Below are 14,811 nucleotides of genomic sequence, written 5' to 3'. Positions count from 1 at the left end.
CGCGGCCACGTTCGCCGCGTGGGCCGCGATCGGCTGGCTCCTCGCCGCACCCCTCGCACGCCCATGAAGTCCCTGGGGGACCCCTTCGTGAACCGCTGCTCCGAACGCTTCTTCCATACGCCCCCGGTGGTGGGCCGTGCCGTCGAACTCGCCGGCGGTGATGCCGATCCGCAGGACGTACTGCCGTCCGTGGAGTGCGAGTTGACCCGGCACGGCGACGCCGACCACGCCGCGCACCTGCTGTTCCTGCCCGGACCCTCCGGGCGTGCGGTGTGGGTGCGCTGGCAGCACACCGACACCCGTGTCCAGGTCATGGACCCCTGCGGCACCCCGTGCGAACTGTTCGCCGACCACCCCGGCGGTCATCTGCTCCCCGTACCCACCGGACTACGGGACTTCCCGACCCTCCACGAGAACGGAACACCCATGGCGCACGCCGACATCGACCCCGCCAACCCGCCCCGCCGCCGCATCGGCGCCGTCGTCCTCATCCGCGACCAGGACGGCTCCGTCCTCCTGGTGAAGCCGACGTACAAGCACGCCGACAGCCGCCTCGGCTGGCAACTCCCCGGCGGCGGCGCCCATCCGGACGAGACCGTGGCGGCGGCTGCCGCGCGGGAGCTGTTCGAGGAGACCGGCCTGCGCCGCCACATCTCGCACGCGCTGATGATCGACCAGATGCCCGCGCACGAGGACAGTGCCGAGGGGATCAACATCGTCGTGGACGGGGGGATTCTGACGCCCCAGGAGGCCCGTGCCGTGCGCCTTCCGGAGAGCGCTATCGCCGAGCTGTCCGCGCTGCGGTGGGTGCCCATGGGCGACCTGGACCGGCACGCGTTGCCGTACCAGGCCGCCCGCATCCGCGCCGCCGCCCGCGCCTACGAGTTCGGGATGCGGCTGCCGCTCTACCAGCGCGGCGCACCCGCCAAGGCGTAGCGCGCCGCCTCAGCGCGACTGCGCCCACCACGCCGCAGCGGCGGCCAGCGCCGCGCCGCAGCCGTACGAGAGCCCTCGGACCAGGCCGAACGCGGCCGTCCTGCCGAGCCGCCGCCAGAGCGGTCGGGGTGTGCTGCCTCGCATGGTGCCTCCAGGAATGGTCCGGGGTGACCCGGGGTGACCGGTACGGATGGACGCTTCGAGGACACCAGGGCTGAAAAATTGCCTCAAGTGAGAAAGAATCCCGGGGAGTTGTTGCCGGAAAAGAGGAAACAGGCGGGGCCTGGAAGGGGGACCTGTGGGGTTTTCCATGGGAGGCGGGCCGCCGCGTCCTGACAGGCCGCGCGGACCGCGGGTGCCGCCGCCCGAGCCGGACCCGTCGCCCCAGGAGATCCCCGTCGTCGACGACTTCTCCGCGTACGTCCCTGACGCGGGCGTCTCCGGTGCGTACGCGCAAGGCGTCGACCCGCTCGACCCGTTGGGCTTCCTCGACGACCCGCTCCCACCTCCGAAGGGCCCCCGCCCTCCCGGCGACCCGCCCGGCCCCGGCGGTCCCGATGGTCCCGGCGGCCCTGGCGGCCCCGAGGGCCCCGAGGGCCCCGGTGGTCCCGAAGGCCCGCGCGGCCCGGGGCGGGTTCCCCTGCCGCCCGACGAGGACGACTTCCGGGGGCGGCCCGACCTGTACGAGTTCAAGAGCGCGCTGCACCGCATCCTGGCGGGCGTGCAGCGGTCCTGGATCGCCGGCGAGATCCGGTACTCCACGCCCCGGCTCTCCAAGCTCGTACGGCAGCCGGTCGACGTCCCGCTGAAGACGCTGGACGCCATCATCGAGGCGCTCCGGGCCACCGACCGCCCGCCCACGCCCCGCGCGGTCGCCGAACTCCGCACCCTGCACAGTGCGGCGCAGCTGGACTCCAACCCGCTGGAGCGCGCCATCGCCCAGCTCGCCGCCGAGCGCACGAGCGCGGTGCACCGCGCCGGTGAGCTCCGCGGGGCCCTGACCGCCGCGCGCCAGGAGCTGGGCGAGCTGGGCGACGACCTCACGCGGGCGCTCGCGGACCTCTCCGCCGACGGCGCCGAACGGGATGCGGAGCGGGGAGCTTCTTCAGAGGAGGCCGAAGAGCGGGCGGAGCGCGTCGCGGACCGGTACGAGGCGATGGAACGGCAGGTCGCGGGGCTCATCCGTACGCTCGAAGAGGCCCAGCGGAAGGTCGTCCAACTTGAGGAGTCGCTCCAGGAGCTGGAGACCAGGCTGCCGGACCTCGACGACCCCGCCAGCGTCCACCGCCTGTCGCAGCACCCCCGCCGGGCGGCCATGACCGTGGCCCACGTGCCGGACGGGCCGTTCCGGGCCGGTCTCGTGCTGGACATGGTGGGTGAACTGGCCACCCCGGAAGCCCTGTTGGACTTCATCGGAACGCTCGTCGGATTTCTCGGTCCGGGCCCGGCGGCCGAGTTGGCGGCCCCGGCCCTCGACGCCCACCCCGTGGGCCGACTGGCGGCCGCCCTGGTCCTGGCCGAGGAGAGCGCCGCACTCCTGGAGGCGGAGCCGGAGCCGGAGTCGGAGGGAGACGCGGACGCGGAAGCGGAGGCGGAGAGCGGGGCGGCCGGGGGCGGGGTCGCGTACTCGCCCGCGTCCCTGCTGCTCCTGCGCGACCACGTGGCCGGGCACCTGGGCGCGGTCTCCTTCGCCGCCCTCGCGCACGTCCTCCAGGCCGAGGGGCACCAAGGGCTGGTGGACACGGTCCTGGACACGGGCGCCGACCTGCCGACGGCCCAAGTGCTGGGCCGCTGGCGGGCGTTGTGTGCGCACGCGGCGCCCTACCTGGAGTCGGCGGGCGTCGGCCGCTCCGCCGACGCCGTGGCGGACCTCGTACGGGACCTGCGGCTGAACGATCTCGACGAGGAGGCGGACGGCGTCCTGCGCGCGGCGGCCCAGCGCATGCCGGAGCGCCGCCGCGCCGAACTCCTCGCGCTGCTCACATCGGCGGGCCGGGTCCAGGACTACCGGGTGGTGCGGAACCCGGCGCCCAACTGACCGGCCCGGCACGTCGGGCCGACCCCGCCCCGGATTCCGCCCCGGACCCCGTCCCCGATCCCGGCCCCGCCCCCGCTCACGCCTTTTCCGGAGCCGCCGCCTTCGCGAGCGTCACCGCCTGGAGCAGGCTCAGGCCCGGCTCCGCCGCGCGCAGCGCCTTGATCGCGGCCACCGAGTCCGGCGCCTCCTCGCAGCCCGCCTCCGCCAGCACCTTCCGCACCCAACGCGCCTTCAGCGCCGCGTCGTCGGCGGCCGTCGCCTCCGCCACCACCGCCAGCGCCCGCTCAAGTCCCGCGCGCTCGGCCTCCGGTGCGCTCTCCAGCGCGCCCCGCAGGGCTTCGGTGATGGCGTCCGCCTCGCGCAGCGCGAGCAGTACCGTCTCCGTACGATTCCTGAACAACTCCGTACCTCCTAGAACTCGTTGTCGTCCGCGGGCTCGTCCCGCACGCCGAGGCCCGCCACCCACAGCGGCATCAGCCAGTGCACGGCCAGCGCCGCCAGCAGCACGGGCGCGACCAGCGTTTCGAAGCGGAAGGCGCCCGCCCAGCCGAGCAGGGCCGTGCCGAGGCCGGTCGCGGCGAGCACGCCGGTGGTCAGCCGGTGCGCCCGCGCGTGCACCCGGTCGCGCTCGGCGAGCTGCCGCTCGTCCAGCATCCGGCCGCGCAGCTCCAGCAGCCCGCGCGTCGCGCCGTTGATCGCGCCGGTCGCCACGCACCAGGGAACGAGCAGTCCGAGCAGCGCGAAGAGGACCCACGGCCGCTCCCCGAAGGGCAGCACGAAGCCGAGGCCCGCCCCGGCCGCGCTCAGCGCGACGTGCGCGCCGACCAGGACCCTGCGCCGGGCGGCCGTCGCGTACAGCGCCGCCGCCCTGCGGTCGTTCATCAGCTCGTACACGCGCCGGTCGTAGCGCGTCGCCGTGCTGCCCGTCCCTGTCATGACTGCTTCCTCCCGTAGACCTCTTCGGTGAGCGGGTCGAACGGCTCCAGCGAGAACAGCGCCTCGACGGGGAGCCCGAAGTGGGCCGCGATGCGCAGAGCCAGGTCGAGGCTCGGGTTGTACTGCCCGCGCTCGATGTAGCCGATGGTCTGGTAGTGCGCGCCGACGGCGTCCGCCAGCGCCTGCCGCGACACCTTCCGCTCCGCGCGGACCACTGCCAGCCTGTTGTAGACCTGCTCACTCATGTACAAGAAGTACTACACTTGAGTGAAGATCCACAACCGTGTCCCGCCCTTGACTTCGAGTGCGCTCCAAACGCGAGACTCCCTTCCGCACCGGTCCGCACCGGCCACTTCGAGCGACAAGGACACCGCATGCGCTACCGCACCATCGGCCAGGACCCCCGCAACCGCCGCGAGGTGAGCGTGCTGAGCCTCGGCGCCATGCTGCTGGGCTCGGCGACCGACGAGGAGACGTCCTTCGCGATCCTCGACCGGTACGTCGAAGCGGGCGGCACCTTCGTCGACACCGCGAACGTGTACGCGTACTGGGTCACCGGCAGCCAGGGCGGCGAGAGCGAGCGGCTGCTCGCGCGGTGGATCCGCAGCCGGGGCATCGGCGACGAGATCACCGTCGCCACCAAGCTCGGCGCCCGGCCCAAGGACCCCGGCACCGGCTACCTCGACAACGCGGAGGGGCTGGGCGCGAAGACGGTCCGCGAGGCGGCGGAGCGCAGCCGCGAGCAACTGGGCCTGGAGAAGCTGCCGTTGCTCTACGCGCACATCGCGGACCCCGCGACCCCGCTGGAGGAGACCGTCGACGCGTTCGCCGGGCTGGTGGCGGAGGGCGTGGTGGGGCTGCTCGGCATCAGCAACCACTGGACGTGGCAGGTCGCGCGGGCCAGGGAGTACGCGCGGGCGGCCGGGCTGCCCGGGTACGAGGTCGCGCAGTACCACCACACGTACTTCCGGCGCGCCGCCGACCTGCCCACGCGGCCCTCGCTGGAGGACCACGAGGGCACGGTCGGCGGGGACATGCTGAGCTACCTCCGGGCCGATCCGACGATGAGCCTGGTCGCGTACACGCCGCTGCTGGCGGGGGCGTACAGCCGTACGGACAAGCCGCTGGGGGCGGAGTACGACCATCCCGGCACGGCGCTGCGCAGGGCGGCGCTGGCGGAGGTGGCGCGGGAGACGGGGGCGACGGTCAACCAGGTGGTGCTGTCCTGGCTGATCGACGCGGACGTGCCGGCGATACCGCTGGTGGGGGCGTCGTCGGTGGCGCAGCTTGAGGAGAGCCTGGAGGCGGTGGAACTGCGGCTGACGGGGGAGCAGCGGGCGCGGCTGGACGGGAGCGGGGAGGAGTAGGGGGCGGTGTGTGGGCGGGCGTGCGGGACGGGGCGGCGTGCGGGGCGAGGGGCGCGGGACGGGGCGGTGTGTGGCGCGCGGTGCGCGGGACGGGTGTGCGGGACGGCGTACGGGGCGGGCGTGCGGGTGTGCAGGGCGGTGTGCGGGGTGGGCCCGTTCCGCGCAGGGGCCCGGCGGGGGCGCGGGGAACCGCGCGGGGGTGGGGCCGGTGCCGCATCCCCCTAGGGCAGCGCCCGGCAAAGGGCGTCGAGTGCTCCGTGCCACGCGCTCTCCGGCGGGGTGCCGTAGCCGACCACCAGCGCGTCCCGCCCGGCCCCCGGCGCCGTCCCGTGGCGGTAGCGTGCCAGGCCCTCCACCGCGAGCCCCTGCCAGGCCGCCGCCTGGACCACCGGGCGTTCCATGCCGCCGGGCAGCTCCACCAGCGCGTGCATCCCCGCCGCGATCCCCGACACCGCGGTCTCGGGCGACGCCGCGGCCAGCGCCTCGACGAGCTGGTCGCGCCGCCGCCGGTAGCGGAGCCGGATCCCCCGCACGTGCCGGTCGTACGCGCCCGACGCGATGAACTCCGCGAGCGTCAGCTGGTCCGGCGTGCCGCACACCCAGTCCATCGCCCCCTTCGCCGCCAACACCTCCGCCACCAGCCCGTCGGGCACGACCATCCACGCCAGCCGCAGCCCCGGCGCGAGGGACTTGCTGGCCGTGCCGAGGTAGACGACGTGCTCGGGGTCCAGGCCCTGGAGCGCCCCGACGGGCTGCCTGTCGTACCTGAACTCCCCGTCGTAGTCGTCCTCCAGGACGAGCCCGCCCGTCGCCCGCGCCCAGTCCACGACGGCGGACCGCCGGTCGGGGTGGAGCGGCACGCCGATCGGGAACTGGTGCGCCGCGGTCAGCAGCACCGCGCCCTCCCGGTCCAACCCGCGCGTGTCCGTGCCGAGTTCGTCCAGCGGCAGCGCGCGGGTGCGCAGTCCGCGCTCGGTGAGCAGGCTCCAGTGCACGTCCAGCCCGTACGACTCGACGGCCACCTCCCGCGCCCGCCGGGCGCGCAGCACCTGAGCCATCAGCATCAGGCCGTGCGCGAAGCCGGAGCAGATCACGATCCGGTCCGGGTGCGCGTGGACGCCGCGGGCGCGGGCGAGGTAGTCGGCGAGTACGGTGCGCAGCTCGACGCGCCCGGACGGATCGCCGTACCCGAAGGCCTCGTTGGGCGCGGCGGTCAGCGCGCGGCGCGCCGCGCGCAGCCACTCCGCGCGCGGGAAGGTCCCGAGGTCGGGGGTGCCGGGCATGAGGCTGTACTGCGGCCGGCGCCGCGCGGGGCGCGAGCGCGGTGCGGCGGGCGCGGCGGCCTTGCGCGGCGCGGCGCGCTGGGCGACCCTCGTGCCCGAGCCCTGGCGCGCGGTGAGCCAGCCCTCGGCGACCAGCTCCCCGTACGCGTCGGCCACCGTGTTGCGCGCGATGCCCAGGTCGGCGGCGAGCGAGCGCGACGACGGCAGGCGGGTGCCAGGCGTCAGCCGCCCGGTGCGGATCGCCTCGCGCAGCGCGTCCATGAGGCCGCTGCGCAGCCCGCCGTCGGCCAGCTCCAGGTGGAGGTCCACGCCGAACGAAGTGGCCCACGATTCCGTCATGGAAATGGACCATACTCCTGCGCCATCGGGGCCGTACGGTCGTAGCCATGACGAACAACGAGAGCAAGAACCTCAACCCCGAGCACACCCCGCGCCTGGAGTGGCACCAGCACGCGCCCGAGGTCTTCAAGGCCATGCTGAAGCTCGACGCGGCGGCCCGCCAGGGGCTCGACCCGGTGCTGCTCGAACTGGTCAAGATCCGCTCGTCGCAGCTCAACCACTGTGCGTACTGCCTCGACATGCACACCAAGGACGCGCTCGCCGCGGGCGAGTCCGTCGAGCGGATCGTCCAGCTCAGCGCCTGGGAGGAGTCGAAGCACTTCTACACGCCGAAGGAGATCGCGGCGATCGAGCTGGCCGAGGCGATCACGGTCCTCACCGACGGGTTCGTGCCGGACGAGGTGTACGAGCGGGCGGCGAAGGAGTTCGACGAGGCGGAGCTGTCCCAGCTGATCTCGGCGATCACCGTGATCAACGCGTGGAACCGGTTCGCCGTGTCCACGCGGATGGTGCCCGGCCACTACACGCCCGGCCAGTACAAGCACTGAGGCCGTCGACAGGGTGAGGAGCATTCTCGAAGTGTCCGGAGAATTCGGCGCCTTCCGCGCGCTGCACCAGGGGCGGGCCGCCGCCGATCCGCTCGTGCTGCCCGGCCCCTGGGACGCGGGCAGCGCGCGGGTCTTCGCCGACGCGGGGTTCCCCGCGCTGGCGACGCCGAGCGCGGGGGTCGCGGCGTCGCTCGGGTACGAGGACGGGCTGACCCCGGCCGACGAGATGTTCGCGGCGGTCGCGCGCATCGTGCGCGCGGTCGACGTGCCGGTCTCGGCGGACGTCGAGGGCGGGTACGGGCTGCCGCCGCGCGAGCTGGTCGAACGGCTCCTGGCGACGGGGGCGGTCGGCTGCAACCTGGAGGACTCCGAGGGCGGCGTCCTCAAGGACCCGGCGCGGCACGCGGACTGGCTCGCGGAGGTGCGGGAGGTGGCGGGGCCCGACCTGTTCATCAACGCGCGCGTCGACACGTATCTGTACGGGGACGGGAAGAGCGACGACGCGGTGGAGCGGGCGGGGAGGTACCTCGGGGCGGGGGCGGACGGGATCTACCCGATCTTCGTCCCGCCCGAGCAGCTTCCGCTGCTGCGGGAGGAGTTCCCTGGGGTGCCGATCAACACGGCGCCGGGGGACGGGGGGATGCTGATCTCGGAGCTGGGCGAGCTGGGGGCGACGCGGATCACGTTCGGTCCGTACTTGCAGCGGCAGGCGATGGCCGCGGTACGGGGCCTGGCGGAGGGTCTCCGGAGGTAGGTGGCGGAGGTAGGGGGGCGGAGGTGAGGAGGCGGGGGCGTTGCCCGGGGCGGGGTGGGGGAGTGCCCGCGCAGCGGCCCTGCCACCGCCGCCCCTCCGAGTCACCGGGGCAAGTAGTCCCGCAGCGCTGCCGGACGCAGGCCCGCCGCTCGCGCCGCGTCGAGCGCTCGCGTCAGATCCGCCCTGAGGTCCCCCGTGAAGTGGAGCAGGACGATGTCACCCCGCTGGAGCACCGGCGTCGGCGGCGTCCACTCGCCCCACGTCGTGAAGTCGTGCGTCCACGTCACCACCGCCTCCGCCCCGCAGGCCCGCGCCGCGGTCCGGGTCGTCTCGTCGTACGTCCCGTACGGCGGTCGCAGCAGCCGGGGCGAGTCGCCGAACGCCGCCAGCTGCCGGTCCCGCGCCCCGCAGATCTCCGCGCGCTGCGCGGCCGCGCCGGGGAGCTGTTCCAGGTGGGGGTGGGTCACGGTGTGGTTCTCCACCCGGGAGGGGCCGTGCGCGAGCAGCCCCTGGAAGTACGCGCGGTCGGCCGCCACCGCGTCCGGCAGGACGAAGAGCGAGGCGGGCACCCGGCGTTCGATCAGCAGCCGCGCGGCGGCCGGGTCGCGCACCCAGCCGTCGTCGATGGTGATGAACACGACCGGGTCGTCGGTCGCCACCCGCGAGATGACGGGCGCGGGCTCGGGCCAGGCCGCCGCCGGTGCCGCCGCCGGTGCCGCCGCGCGCGCGGCCTGCGGGGCCTGCGCGGCCTGCGCGTGTGCGGAACCGGTGGCGCCCAGGAGCAGCAGGAACGGGGCGAGGGCGGCGAGTACCGCTCGGGATCTCGGCATGGACATGGCGGCATCTTTGGTCCAGACCAAAGCCCGCGTCAAGAGTCGTGCGGAGAGTACGAGTTGATCGCCCGCGATGCCGCGATGCCCTGGTGCCGCGACGCCCTGGTGCCGCGATGCCCTGGTGCCGCGACGTCGCGATGCCAGGGAGCCCGCTGCCCGGCGCCCTCCCGTGTCCGCCCTGTGCCCGCCCCGTGCCCGCGCCTTCGGGCTAGCCCTCCAGTACCTCCCTCAGGTGCTCCAGGCCCCAGTCCAGGTCCTCCTTGCTGATCACCAACGGCGGCGCGATCCTGATCGTCGCCCCGTGCGTGTCCTTGACCAGCACCCGGCGCTCCATCAGCCGCTCCGAGACCTCCCGGCCCGTGCCGCGCGACGGCGCGATGTCCACGCCCGCCCACAGGCCCCGGCCGCGCACCGCGTCCACCGCGCCGCCGCCGACCAGCAGCCCCAGCTCGTGGTGCAGGTGCTCGCCCAGCTCCGTCGCCCGCTGCTGGAACTCGCCCGTGCGCAGCATCGCGATGACCTCAAGCGCGACCGCGCAGGCCAGCGGGTTGCCGCCGAACGTCGAGCCGTGCTCGCCCGGCCGGAAGACCCCCAGCACGTCCGCGTCCGCCACCACCGCCGACACCGGCACGACGCCGCCGCCCAGCGCCTTGCCCAGCACGTAGACGTCCGGCACCACGCCCTCGTGCTCGCACGCGAACGTCCTGCCCGTACGGCCCAGGCCCGACTGGATCTCGTCCGCGACGAACAGCACGTTCCGCGCGCGCGTCAGCTCGCGCACCCCCGCGAGGTACCCGGCGGGCGGCACCAGCACCCCGGCCTCGCCCTGGATGGGCTCGATCAGCACCGCCACGGTGTCCTCGTCCACCGCCGCGTCCAGCGCCGCGAGGTCGCCGTACGGCACGATCTCGAAGCCCGGTGTGTACGGGCCGAAGTCCGCGCGCGCCTCCGGGTCGGTCGAGAAGCTGACGATCGTCGTCGTCCTGCCGTGGAAGTTGTCGGCCGCCACCACGATCTTCGCCCGGCCGTCCGGCACGCCCTTGACCCGGTACCCCCACTTGCGCGCCGTCTTCACGGCGGTCTCCACCGCCTCCGCGCCCGTGTTCATCGGCAGCACCATCTCCTTGCCGCACAACTCGGCGAGCTGCGCGCAGAAGTCGGCGAACCGGTCGTGGTGGAACGCCCGCGAGGTCAGCGTCACCCGCTCCAGCTGCGCTCTGGCCGCGTCGATCAGCCTGCGGTTGCCGTGGCCGAAGTTGAGCGCGGAGTACCCGGCGAGCATGTCGAGGTACCTGCGCCCCTCGACGTCGGTCATCCAGGCGCCCTCCGCCGAGGCCACGACGACCGGCAGCGGATGGTAGTTGTGCGCGCTGTGGGCCTCTGCCGAGGCGATGGCGCTGGCGGTTTCCGTCTCTGGCACGGTCTCTCCGTTCGTCGGGCAAGTCGTCGAGCAATTCGTCGGGCAAGTCGTCGAGCAAATCGGGCAACCAGAACGAGGTCTTCGTCCCTTCTTGTTCTATCTCCTTCTTCTCCCTCCGCTCGCCATACGGACACAAAGACCCTCGTTTCAGGCTGCCCGCTAGGGTGTGCGACACGCGCGGCGACTGGCGCACGGGGAACGGACCCCGGGGGAGCCGCGCGGGACCGCCACGACGAGGTGCCGCCCGCCTGGGCACCCCGGGTACCGAGCAACGCATCGACCCGGAGGACACCATGACGCTCCCCCAGTCCCCTCTCGCCCCGCCCCATCCGGCCCTCGCCGCCACCGATCCCGAACTCGCCGCCCTGGTCCGTGCCGAAGAGCGCCTCCAGGCCGAGACGCTCCGGCTCATCCCCAGCGAGAACTACGTCTCCAGGGCCGTCCTCGAAGCCTCGGGCACCGTCCTGCAGAACAAGTACAGCGAGGGCTACCCCGGCCGCCGCTACTACGAGGGCCAGCAGAACATCGACCTGGTCGAACGGCTCGCCGTCGACCGAGCCAAGTCCCTCTTCGGCACCGAGCACGCCAACGTCCAGCCCTACTCCGGCTCACCCGCCAACCTCGCCGTCTACCTCGCCTTCGCCGAACCCGGCGACACCGTCATGGGCATGGCCCTCCCCATGGGCGGCCACCTCACCCACGGCTGGGGCGTCTCCGCCACCGGCACCTGGTTCCGCGGCGTCCAGTACGGCGTACGGGCCGACACCGGGCTCGTCGACTTCGACGAGGTCCGCGAACTCGCCCACAAGGAACGCCCCAAGGTCATCTTCTGCGGCGGCACCGCCCTTCCCCGCACCATCGACTTCGCGGCCTTCGCCGAGATCGCCCGAGAGGTCGGCGCGGTGCTCGTCGCCGACGTCGCCCACATCGCGGGGCTGATCGCGGGCGGCGCCCACCCGTCCCCCGTCCCCTACGCGGACGTGGTCTCCACGACCACCCACAAGACCCTGCGCGGCCCGCGCGGCGCGATGCTCATGTCCCGCGAGGAACACGCCAAGGCCATCGACAAGGCCGTCTTCCCCGGTCTCCAGGGCGGCCCGCACAACCAGACCACCGCCGCGATCGCCGTCGCCCTCCACGAGGCGGCCCAGCCCTCCTTCCGCACCTACGCGCACTCCGTCGTCGCCAACGCCCGCGCGCTCGCCGCCGCCCTGCTGGACCGCGGCTTCGACCTGGTGTCCGGCGGCACCGACAACCACCTCGTCCTCATCAACCTCACCGCCAAGGACGTGCCGGGCAAGGTCGCGGCGAAGGCCCTCGACCGGGCCGGGATCGTCGTCAACTACAACACCGTGCCCTTCGACCCGCGGAAGCCGTTCGACCCCTCCGGGATCCGGATCGGCACCCCCTCCCTCACCTCGCGCGGCCTCGGCGCCGAGCACATGGCGGTCGTCGCCGAGTGGATCGACCGGGCCGTCGTGGCTGCCCGTGCGGGCGACGAGGGGGCCCTGGCCGTGATCCGTGCGGAGGTCGGTGAGTTGATGGCCGCGTACCCGGCTCCCGGTCTCGCCGTCTGATCGGGGGCGGGCGCCCGGCGGTGCGTCCGGGAGGGCGGGGCCGGGTGGGTCTGGGTGGGTAGGTGGGTGGGTGGGGTGGGGTGGGGCTTGGGGCGAGCCCGCTCGGGGGTGGGTGGGTCGGTGCGGCGTGTGCCCCACTCTCGCGCAGTTCCCCGCGCCCCTATCGGGGCGCCTGGGCGGCGGGGCCGTGCATCGGGCGCAGTCCCGCGCCCCTTTCAAGGCGCTTCCGTCCACCGGCGGCGTATCGCCAGTACCCCTCCTGCCGCACCCGCCGCGACCCCCAGGCCCGCGCCCGGTATTGCTGACCACCACCACTCGGGGCCGCTCGGGCCACTTCGTGGCGCGTCTTCTGCCGAAGCCTCCTTCAGTGCCCGGTCGGCCTGCTCGGTCTCCAGGCGGTCCAGCAGCCCCATTCCGTCCAGCGCGCCGACCAGTTCGGCCGGGGCCCGGTACCAGGCTGGCCGGTCCCGTTGGAAGAGCCAGCGTCTCCCGTCGTCCGTGCGGAACACCTGGAACGTGTCCACCAGCACCTGTCCGCTCGCCACCAGGATCGCGACCTGCGCCTCCCCGTAGTCCATCGGCGACTTGGGCTCCGGCACGGGCGCGGCGCCCGAGAACGGCGGCAGCAGGTCGAGGAACCGCCGGAACTCCCGGTGGTCCCGCTGCCCGAGCAGCTTCGTGTCGCCCGTCCCCGTCTCCACCGCCACCACCCGGTCCGGTCCGCCGGCGGTGGCCGGTGCGGCCGCCCCCAGCACCCCGGCGGTCACGCCCGCGAGCGCCGCGAGCAGCGCCGCGAGCAGTGCCCAGAGCCGCGCCGCCCCCGCGCGGCCCCGCCCCCTCACCGGTCCACCGACTGCTGGCGCGGGCCCGGCTCCCGGCCGTCGTTCGTCGGCCCGCCCGCCGCCGCTCCCGGAGCGAAGAGCCCGAGCAGCCCAAGCAGGCCGAGCAGCCCGAGCAGTCCGAGCGCCGCCACCAGCGCGGCGCGTGGCCGCGGGCCTCGCGGTTTCGATCGCCCCCGCAGCCCCCGCAGCCCCCGCAGCCCCCGCAGTTCTGGCAGTCGCATGATGTCCCCCTGCCGACGCCGGTACGGACCGTCCGTACCGTGTCCGCGTCACCTCTGATACACCGCCCGAGCCCTGCGGGTTCCCCTTTCTCCGGGGCGAGTTCAGCCGTTTCGGCCGGGCCCGGGAGATCCCGCGGACTCGGCTGTCCCGAGGGCGTCCCGCAGCTCCGCGACGCCCTCCAGCCGCAGCGTCACCACCTGGCCCGCACCGCTCCGCGTCCACAGCAGCGTCGGCCCCGCCGTCCGCTCCTCGCGCACCCACTCCCCGCCCCCGCCCGGATCGGACAGCCGGAACGACAGCAGGTGCGGCTGCCGGAACCACAGCGCGCTCTCCCCCGCCACCTCCACCCACTGCGGCCGCACCCGCAGCGTCTTGGTGAACCCGGTGCTCAGCCCCGCCCCGAACTCGTCCAGCCGCACCGCGCCCCCGCTTCCGCCTCCGCCCCGCCCCTTCCGCTCCCGCCAGCACAGGCTCACCATCCACCGGCCCTCGCCCGCGCCCGAGACCGACACCACGTCCGGGGCGCCCAGCACGTCCGGCACGAGCACGTCGAACCCGGCCCGCCGCTCCGCCTCCGCGAGCGAGACCGGCCGCCCGCAGTCCGCGCCCCGCGCGTCGGGCCCGGGAGGCGGCGGCGCCGACGGGTCGTACCGCACCTCCACCCCGCCGAAGCCGAAGCCGAACCAGTCCACGACCGCGGCCCGCACCGGGGGAGTGAGCGCCAGCACCACCAGCAGCCCCGAGAGGGCCGCCACCAGCGCCCGCCACCGCCGCCGCGCCCAGCGCCGCACCCGCACGACCCGGCCCCGCGCCCCGGCGGCCGCACCCGCCCCGGCCCCCGACACAGCCTCCGCCCCGGCCCCCGACGCGGCCACCGGCACCGGCACCGACTCGGCGAGCAGCTGCGCCAGCACCCGCTCGGCCATCGTCTGCCCGTCCACGTCCGGCACCGGAATCCGCCGCCCCAGCGCCCGCAGCTCGTCCGGCAGCCCGCCGCGCTCCTCCTCACTCACGCGCTCCACCTCCTCCCCGCGTCCGGTCGCCCGCGTCCGGCCCCGCCCCCTCCAACGACTCCGCACCCCCCGCCGGCTCCCACGCCTCCGGCAGCAGCCGCCCCAGCTTCTTCAGCGCGCGGTTCAGCCGCGACTTCACCGTCCCCCTCGGCATCCCCAGGGCCTCGGCGGTCTCCGCCTCGTCCATCTCCAGCAGGTACCGGCACGTGACGACCTGGCGCTGCGCCTCGCTCAGCCCGTCGAGCGCGGCCACCAGCGCCTCCCGGCGCTCCCGCTCCACCGCCGCGACCGCGGGGTCCGACGAGTCCGGTATCAGCGGCTCGGACGCCCCCTGGAGCAGCGCCTCCCGGCCCGCGACGGCCCGCAGCCGCCCGGTCGAACGCACTATGTTCTTCGTCTCATTCACGACGATCCGCAGCAGCCACGGCCGGAACGAGGCCCCGTCCCGGAACGAGCCCAGCGACTGGTACGCCTTGAAGAACGCGGTCTGCACCACGTCCTCCGCGTCCGCCCCCGCGCCGAACGTGACCGCCGCCCGCAGCGCGTCTCCCGTGTGGGCGCGCACCAGCTCGGCGTACGCGTCCGGCTCCCCGGCGCGCACGCGAGCGATCACCGCGGCATCGTCGTCGACGGTGCGGCCCCCCTCCAGCGTCTCCACACCCTTCATACACCGGCCGCCGGAGATCGGTTCCGCACCTGCTTC

At 74.4% G+C, this 14,811-nt stretch carries 17 protein-coding genes; 6 read left to right on the top strand and 11 right to left on the bottom strand.

The genetic code is table 11. The annotated features are described in order from the left end of the window. Window positions 1–63: 63 nt before the first annotated feature. Window positions 64–936: an NUDIX domain-containing protein gene (locus ACIBNE_RS21650; RefSeq protein ID WP_399273872.1), complete on the top strand. Its 873-nt coding sequence runs from the start codon at window positions 64–66 to the stop codon at window positions 934–936. A 9-nt stretch (window positions 937–945) separates the two neighbouring features. Here the strand turns inward: ACIBNE_RS21650 and ACIBNE_RS21645 are convergent, their stop codons facing one another. Then, window positions 946–1,080, bottom strand: a complete 135-nt coding sequence (locus tag ACIBNE_RS21645; protein ID WP_399273870.1) for a hypothetical protein — start codon at window positions 1,078–1,080, stop codon at window positions 946–948. Between the two features lie 211 nt (window positions 1,081–1,291). Here ACIBNE_RS21645 and ACIBNE_RS21640 point away from each other — a divergent pair, with 211 nt between their 5' ends. Next, complete coding sequence (locus ACIBNE_RS21640) at window positions 1,292–2,974, top strand: hypothetical protein (protein WP_399273868.1); 1,683 nt, start codon at window positions 1,292–1,294, stop codon at window positions 2,972–2,974. Window positions 2,975–3,050: 76 nt separating this feature from the next. Here ACIBNE_RS21640 and ACIBNE_RS21635 read toward each other — a convergent pair whose 3' ends face one another. The 3 genes from ACIBNE_RS21635 to ACIBNE_RS21625 are packed head-to-tail and all read right to left on the bottom strand — an operon-like array spanning window position 3,051 to window position 4,155. Further along, window positions 3,051–3,374, bottom strand: a complete 324-nt coding sequence (locus ACIBNE_RS21635; protein ID WP_399273866.1) for a hypothetical protein — start codon at window positions 3,372–3,374, stop codon at window positions 3,051–3,053. A gap of 11 nt (window positions 3,375–3,385) precedes the next feature. Further along, window positions 3,386–3,910: a hypothetical protein gene (locus ACIBNE_RS21630; RefSeq protein ID WP_399273864.1), complete on the bottom strand. Its 525-nt coding sequence runs from the start codon at window positions 3,908–3,910 to the stop codon at window positions 3,386–3,388. Continuing rightward, window positions 3,907–4,155 carry a helix-turn-helix transcriptional regulator gene (locus tag ACIBNE_RS21625; protein WP_399273862.1) on the bottom strand — a complete coding sequence of 83 codons (249 nt, stop codon included), beginning with the start codon at window positions 4,153–4,155 and terminating at the stop codon, window positions 3,907–3,909. Before ACIBNE_RS21625 ends, ACIBNE_RS21630 begins: the two co-directional genes overlap by 4 nt. Before the next feature lie 129 nt (window positions 4,156–4,284). Between ACIBNE_RS21625 and ACIBNE_RS21620 the strand changes: the two genes are divergently transcribed. After that, the gene (locus ACIBNE_RS21620) at window positions 4,285–5,277 is read left to right on the top strand and encodes an aldo/keto reductase (protein WP_399273861.1); all 993 of its coding nucleotides are present in this window, start codon (window positions 4,285–4,287) and stop codon (window positions 5,275–5,277) included. Window positions 5,278–5,498: 221 nt separating this feature from the next. Here ACIBNE_RS21620 and ACIBNE_RS21615 read toward each other — a convergent pair whose 3' ends face one another. Continuing rightward, window positions 5,499–6,899 (bottom strand): PLP-dependent aminotransferase family protein, encoded by a 1,401-nt coding sequence (locus tag ACIBNE_RS21615; protein ID WP_399273859.1) that lies wholly within the window; start codon window positions 6,897–6,899, stop codon window positions 5,499–5,501. Between the two features lie 47 nt (window positions 6,900–6,946). On the opposite strand from ACIBNE_RS21615, the gene ACIBNE_RS21610 reads away from it, so the two are divergent. Further along, complete coding sequence (locus tag ACIBNE_RS21610; RefSeq protein ID WP_399273857.1) at window positions 6,947–7,447, top strand: carboxymuconolactone decarboxylase family protein; 501 nt, start codon at window positions 6,947–6,949, stop codon at window positions 7,445–7,447. A 31-nt stretch (window positions 7,448–7,478) separates the two neighbouring features. Next, entirely contained in the window at window positions 7,479–8,201 is a 723-nt protein-coding gene (locus tag ACIBNE_RS21605; RefSeq protein ID WP_399273855.1) for an isocitrate lyase/phosphoenolpyruvate mutase family protein, read from the top strand. Between the two features lie 101 nt (window positions 8,202–8,302). On the opposite strand, the gene ACIBNE_RS21600 is transcribed toward ACIBNE_RS21605, so the two are convergent. Continuing rightward, window positions 8,303–9,037 carry a polysaccharide deacetylase family protein gene (locus tag ACIBNE_RS21600; RefSeq protein WP_399273853.1) on the bottom strand — a complete coding sequence of 245 codons (735 nt, stop codon included), beginning with the start codon at window positions 9,035–9,037 and terminating at the stop codon, window positions 8,303–8,305. A gap of 205 nt (window positions 9,038–9,242) precedes the next feature. Next, window positions 9,243–10,454, bottom strand: coding sequence for an ornithine--oxo-acid transaminase (rocD, locus tag ACIBNE_RS21595; protein WP_399273851.1), 1,212 nt, complete (start codon window positions 10,452–10,454; stop codon window positions 9,243–9,245). A gap of 293 nt (window positions 10,455–10,747) precedes the next feature. Here rocD and glyA point away from each other — a divergent pair, with 293 nt between their 5' ends. After that, a complete protein-coding gene (glyA, locus tag ACIBNE_RS21590; RefSeq protein WP_399273849.1) occupies window positions 10,748–12,031 on the top strand; it encodes a serine hydroxymethyltransferase in 1,284 nt (427 codons plus the stop codon). Between the two features lie 215 nt (window positions 12,032–12,246). Here the strand turns inward: glyA and ACIBNE_RS21585 are convergent, their stop codons facing one another. The 4 genes from ACIBNE_RS21585 to ACIBNE_RS21570 all read right to left on the bottom strand — a co-directional run bounded on the left by ACIBNE_RS21585 (window position 12,247) and on the right by ACIBNE_RS21570 (window position 14,775). After that, window positions 12,247–12,873: a hypothetical protein gene (locus ACIBNE_RS21585; protein ID WP_399273847.1), complete on the bottom strand. Its 627-nt coding sequence runs from the start codon at window positions 12,871–12,873 to the stop codon at window positions 12,247–12,249. Then, complete coding sequence (locus ACIBNE_RS21580) at window positions 12,870–13,094, bottom strand: hypothetical protein (RefSeq protein ID WP_399273845.1); 225 nt, start codon at window positions 13,092–13,094, stop codon at window positions 12,870–12,872. Before ACIBNE_RS21580 ends, ACIBNE_RS21585 begins: the two co-directional genes overlap by 4 nt. A 102-nt stretch (window positions 13,095–13,196) precedes the next feature. Then, window positions 13,197–14,108, bottom strand: a complete 912-nt coding sequence (locus tag ACIBNE_RS21575; RefSeq protein WP_399273843.1) for a hypothetical protein — start codon at window positions 14,106–14,108, stop codon at window positions 13,197–13,199. Continuing rightward, entirely contained in the window at window positions 14,101–14,775 is a 675-nt protein-coding gene (locus ACIBNE_RS21570; protein ID WP_399273841.1) for an RNA polymerase sigma factor, read from the bottom strand. The genes ACIBNE_RS21575 and ACIBNE_RS21570 overlap by 8 nt, the downstream gene beginning before the upstream one ends. Window positions 14,776–14,811: the final 36 nt, after the last annotated feature.

The organism is Streptomyces sp. NPDC050504, assembly GCF_044458065.1.
GTDB lineage: Bacteria > Actinomycetota > Actinomycetes > Streptomycetales > Streptomycetaceae > Streptomyces.
Note: the sequence above shows the minus strand (reverse complement) of the source record. Positions and strands in the feature narration are given on the sequence as shown.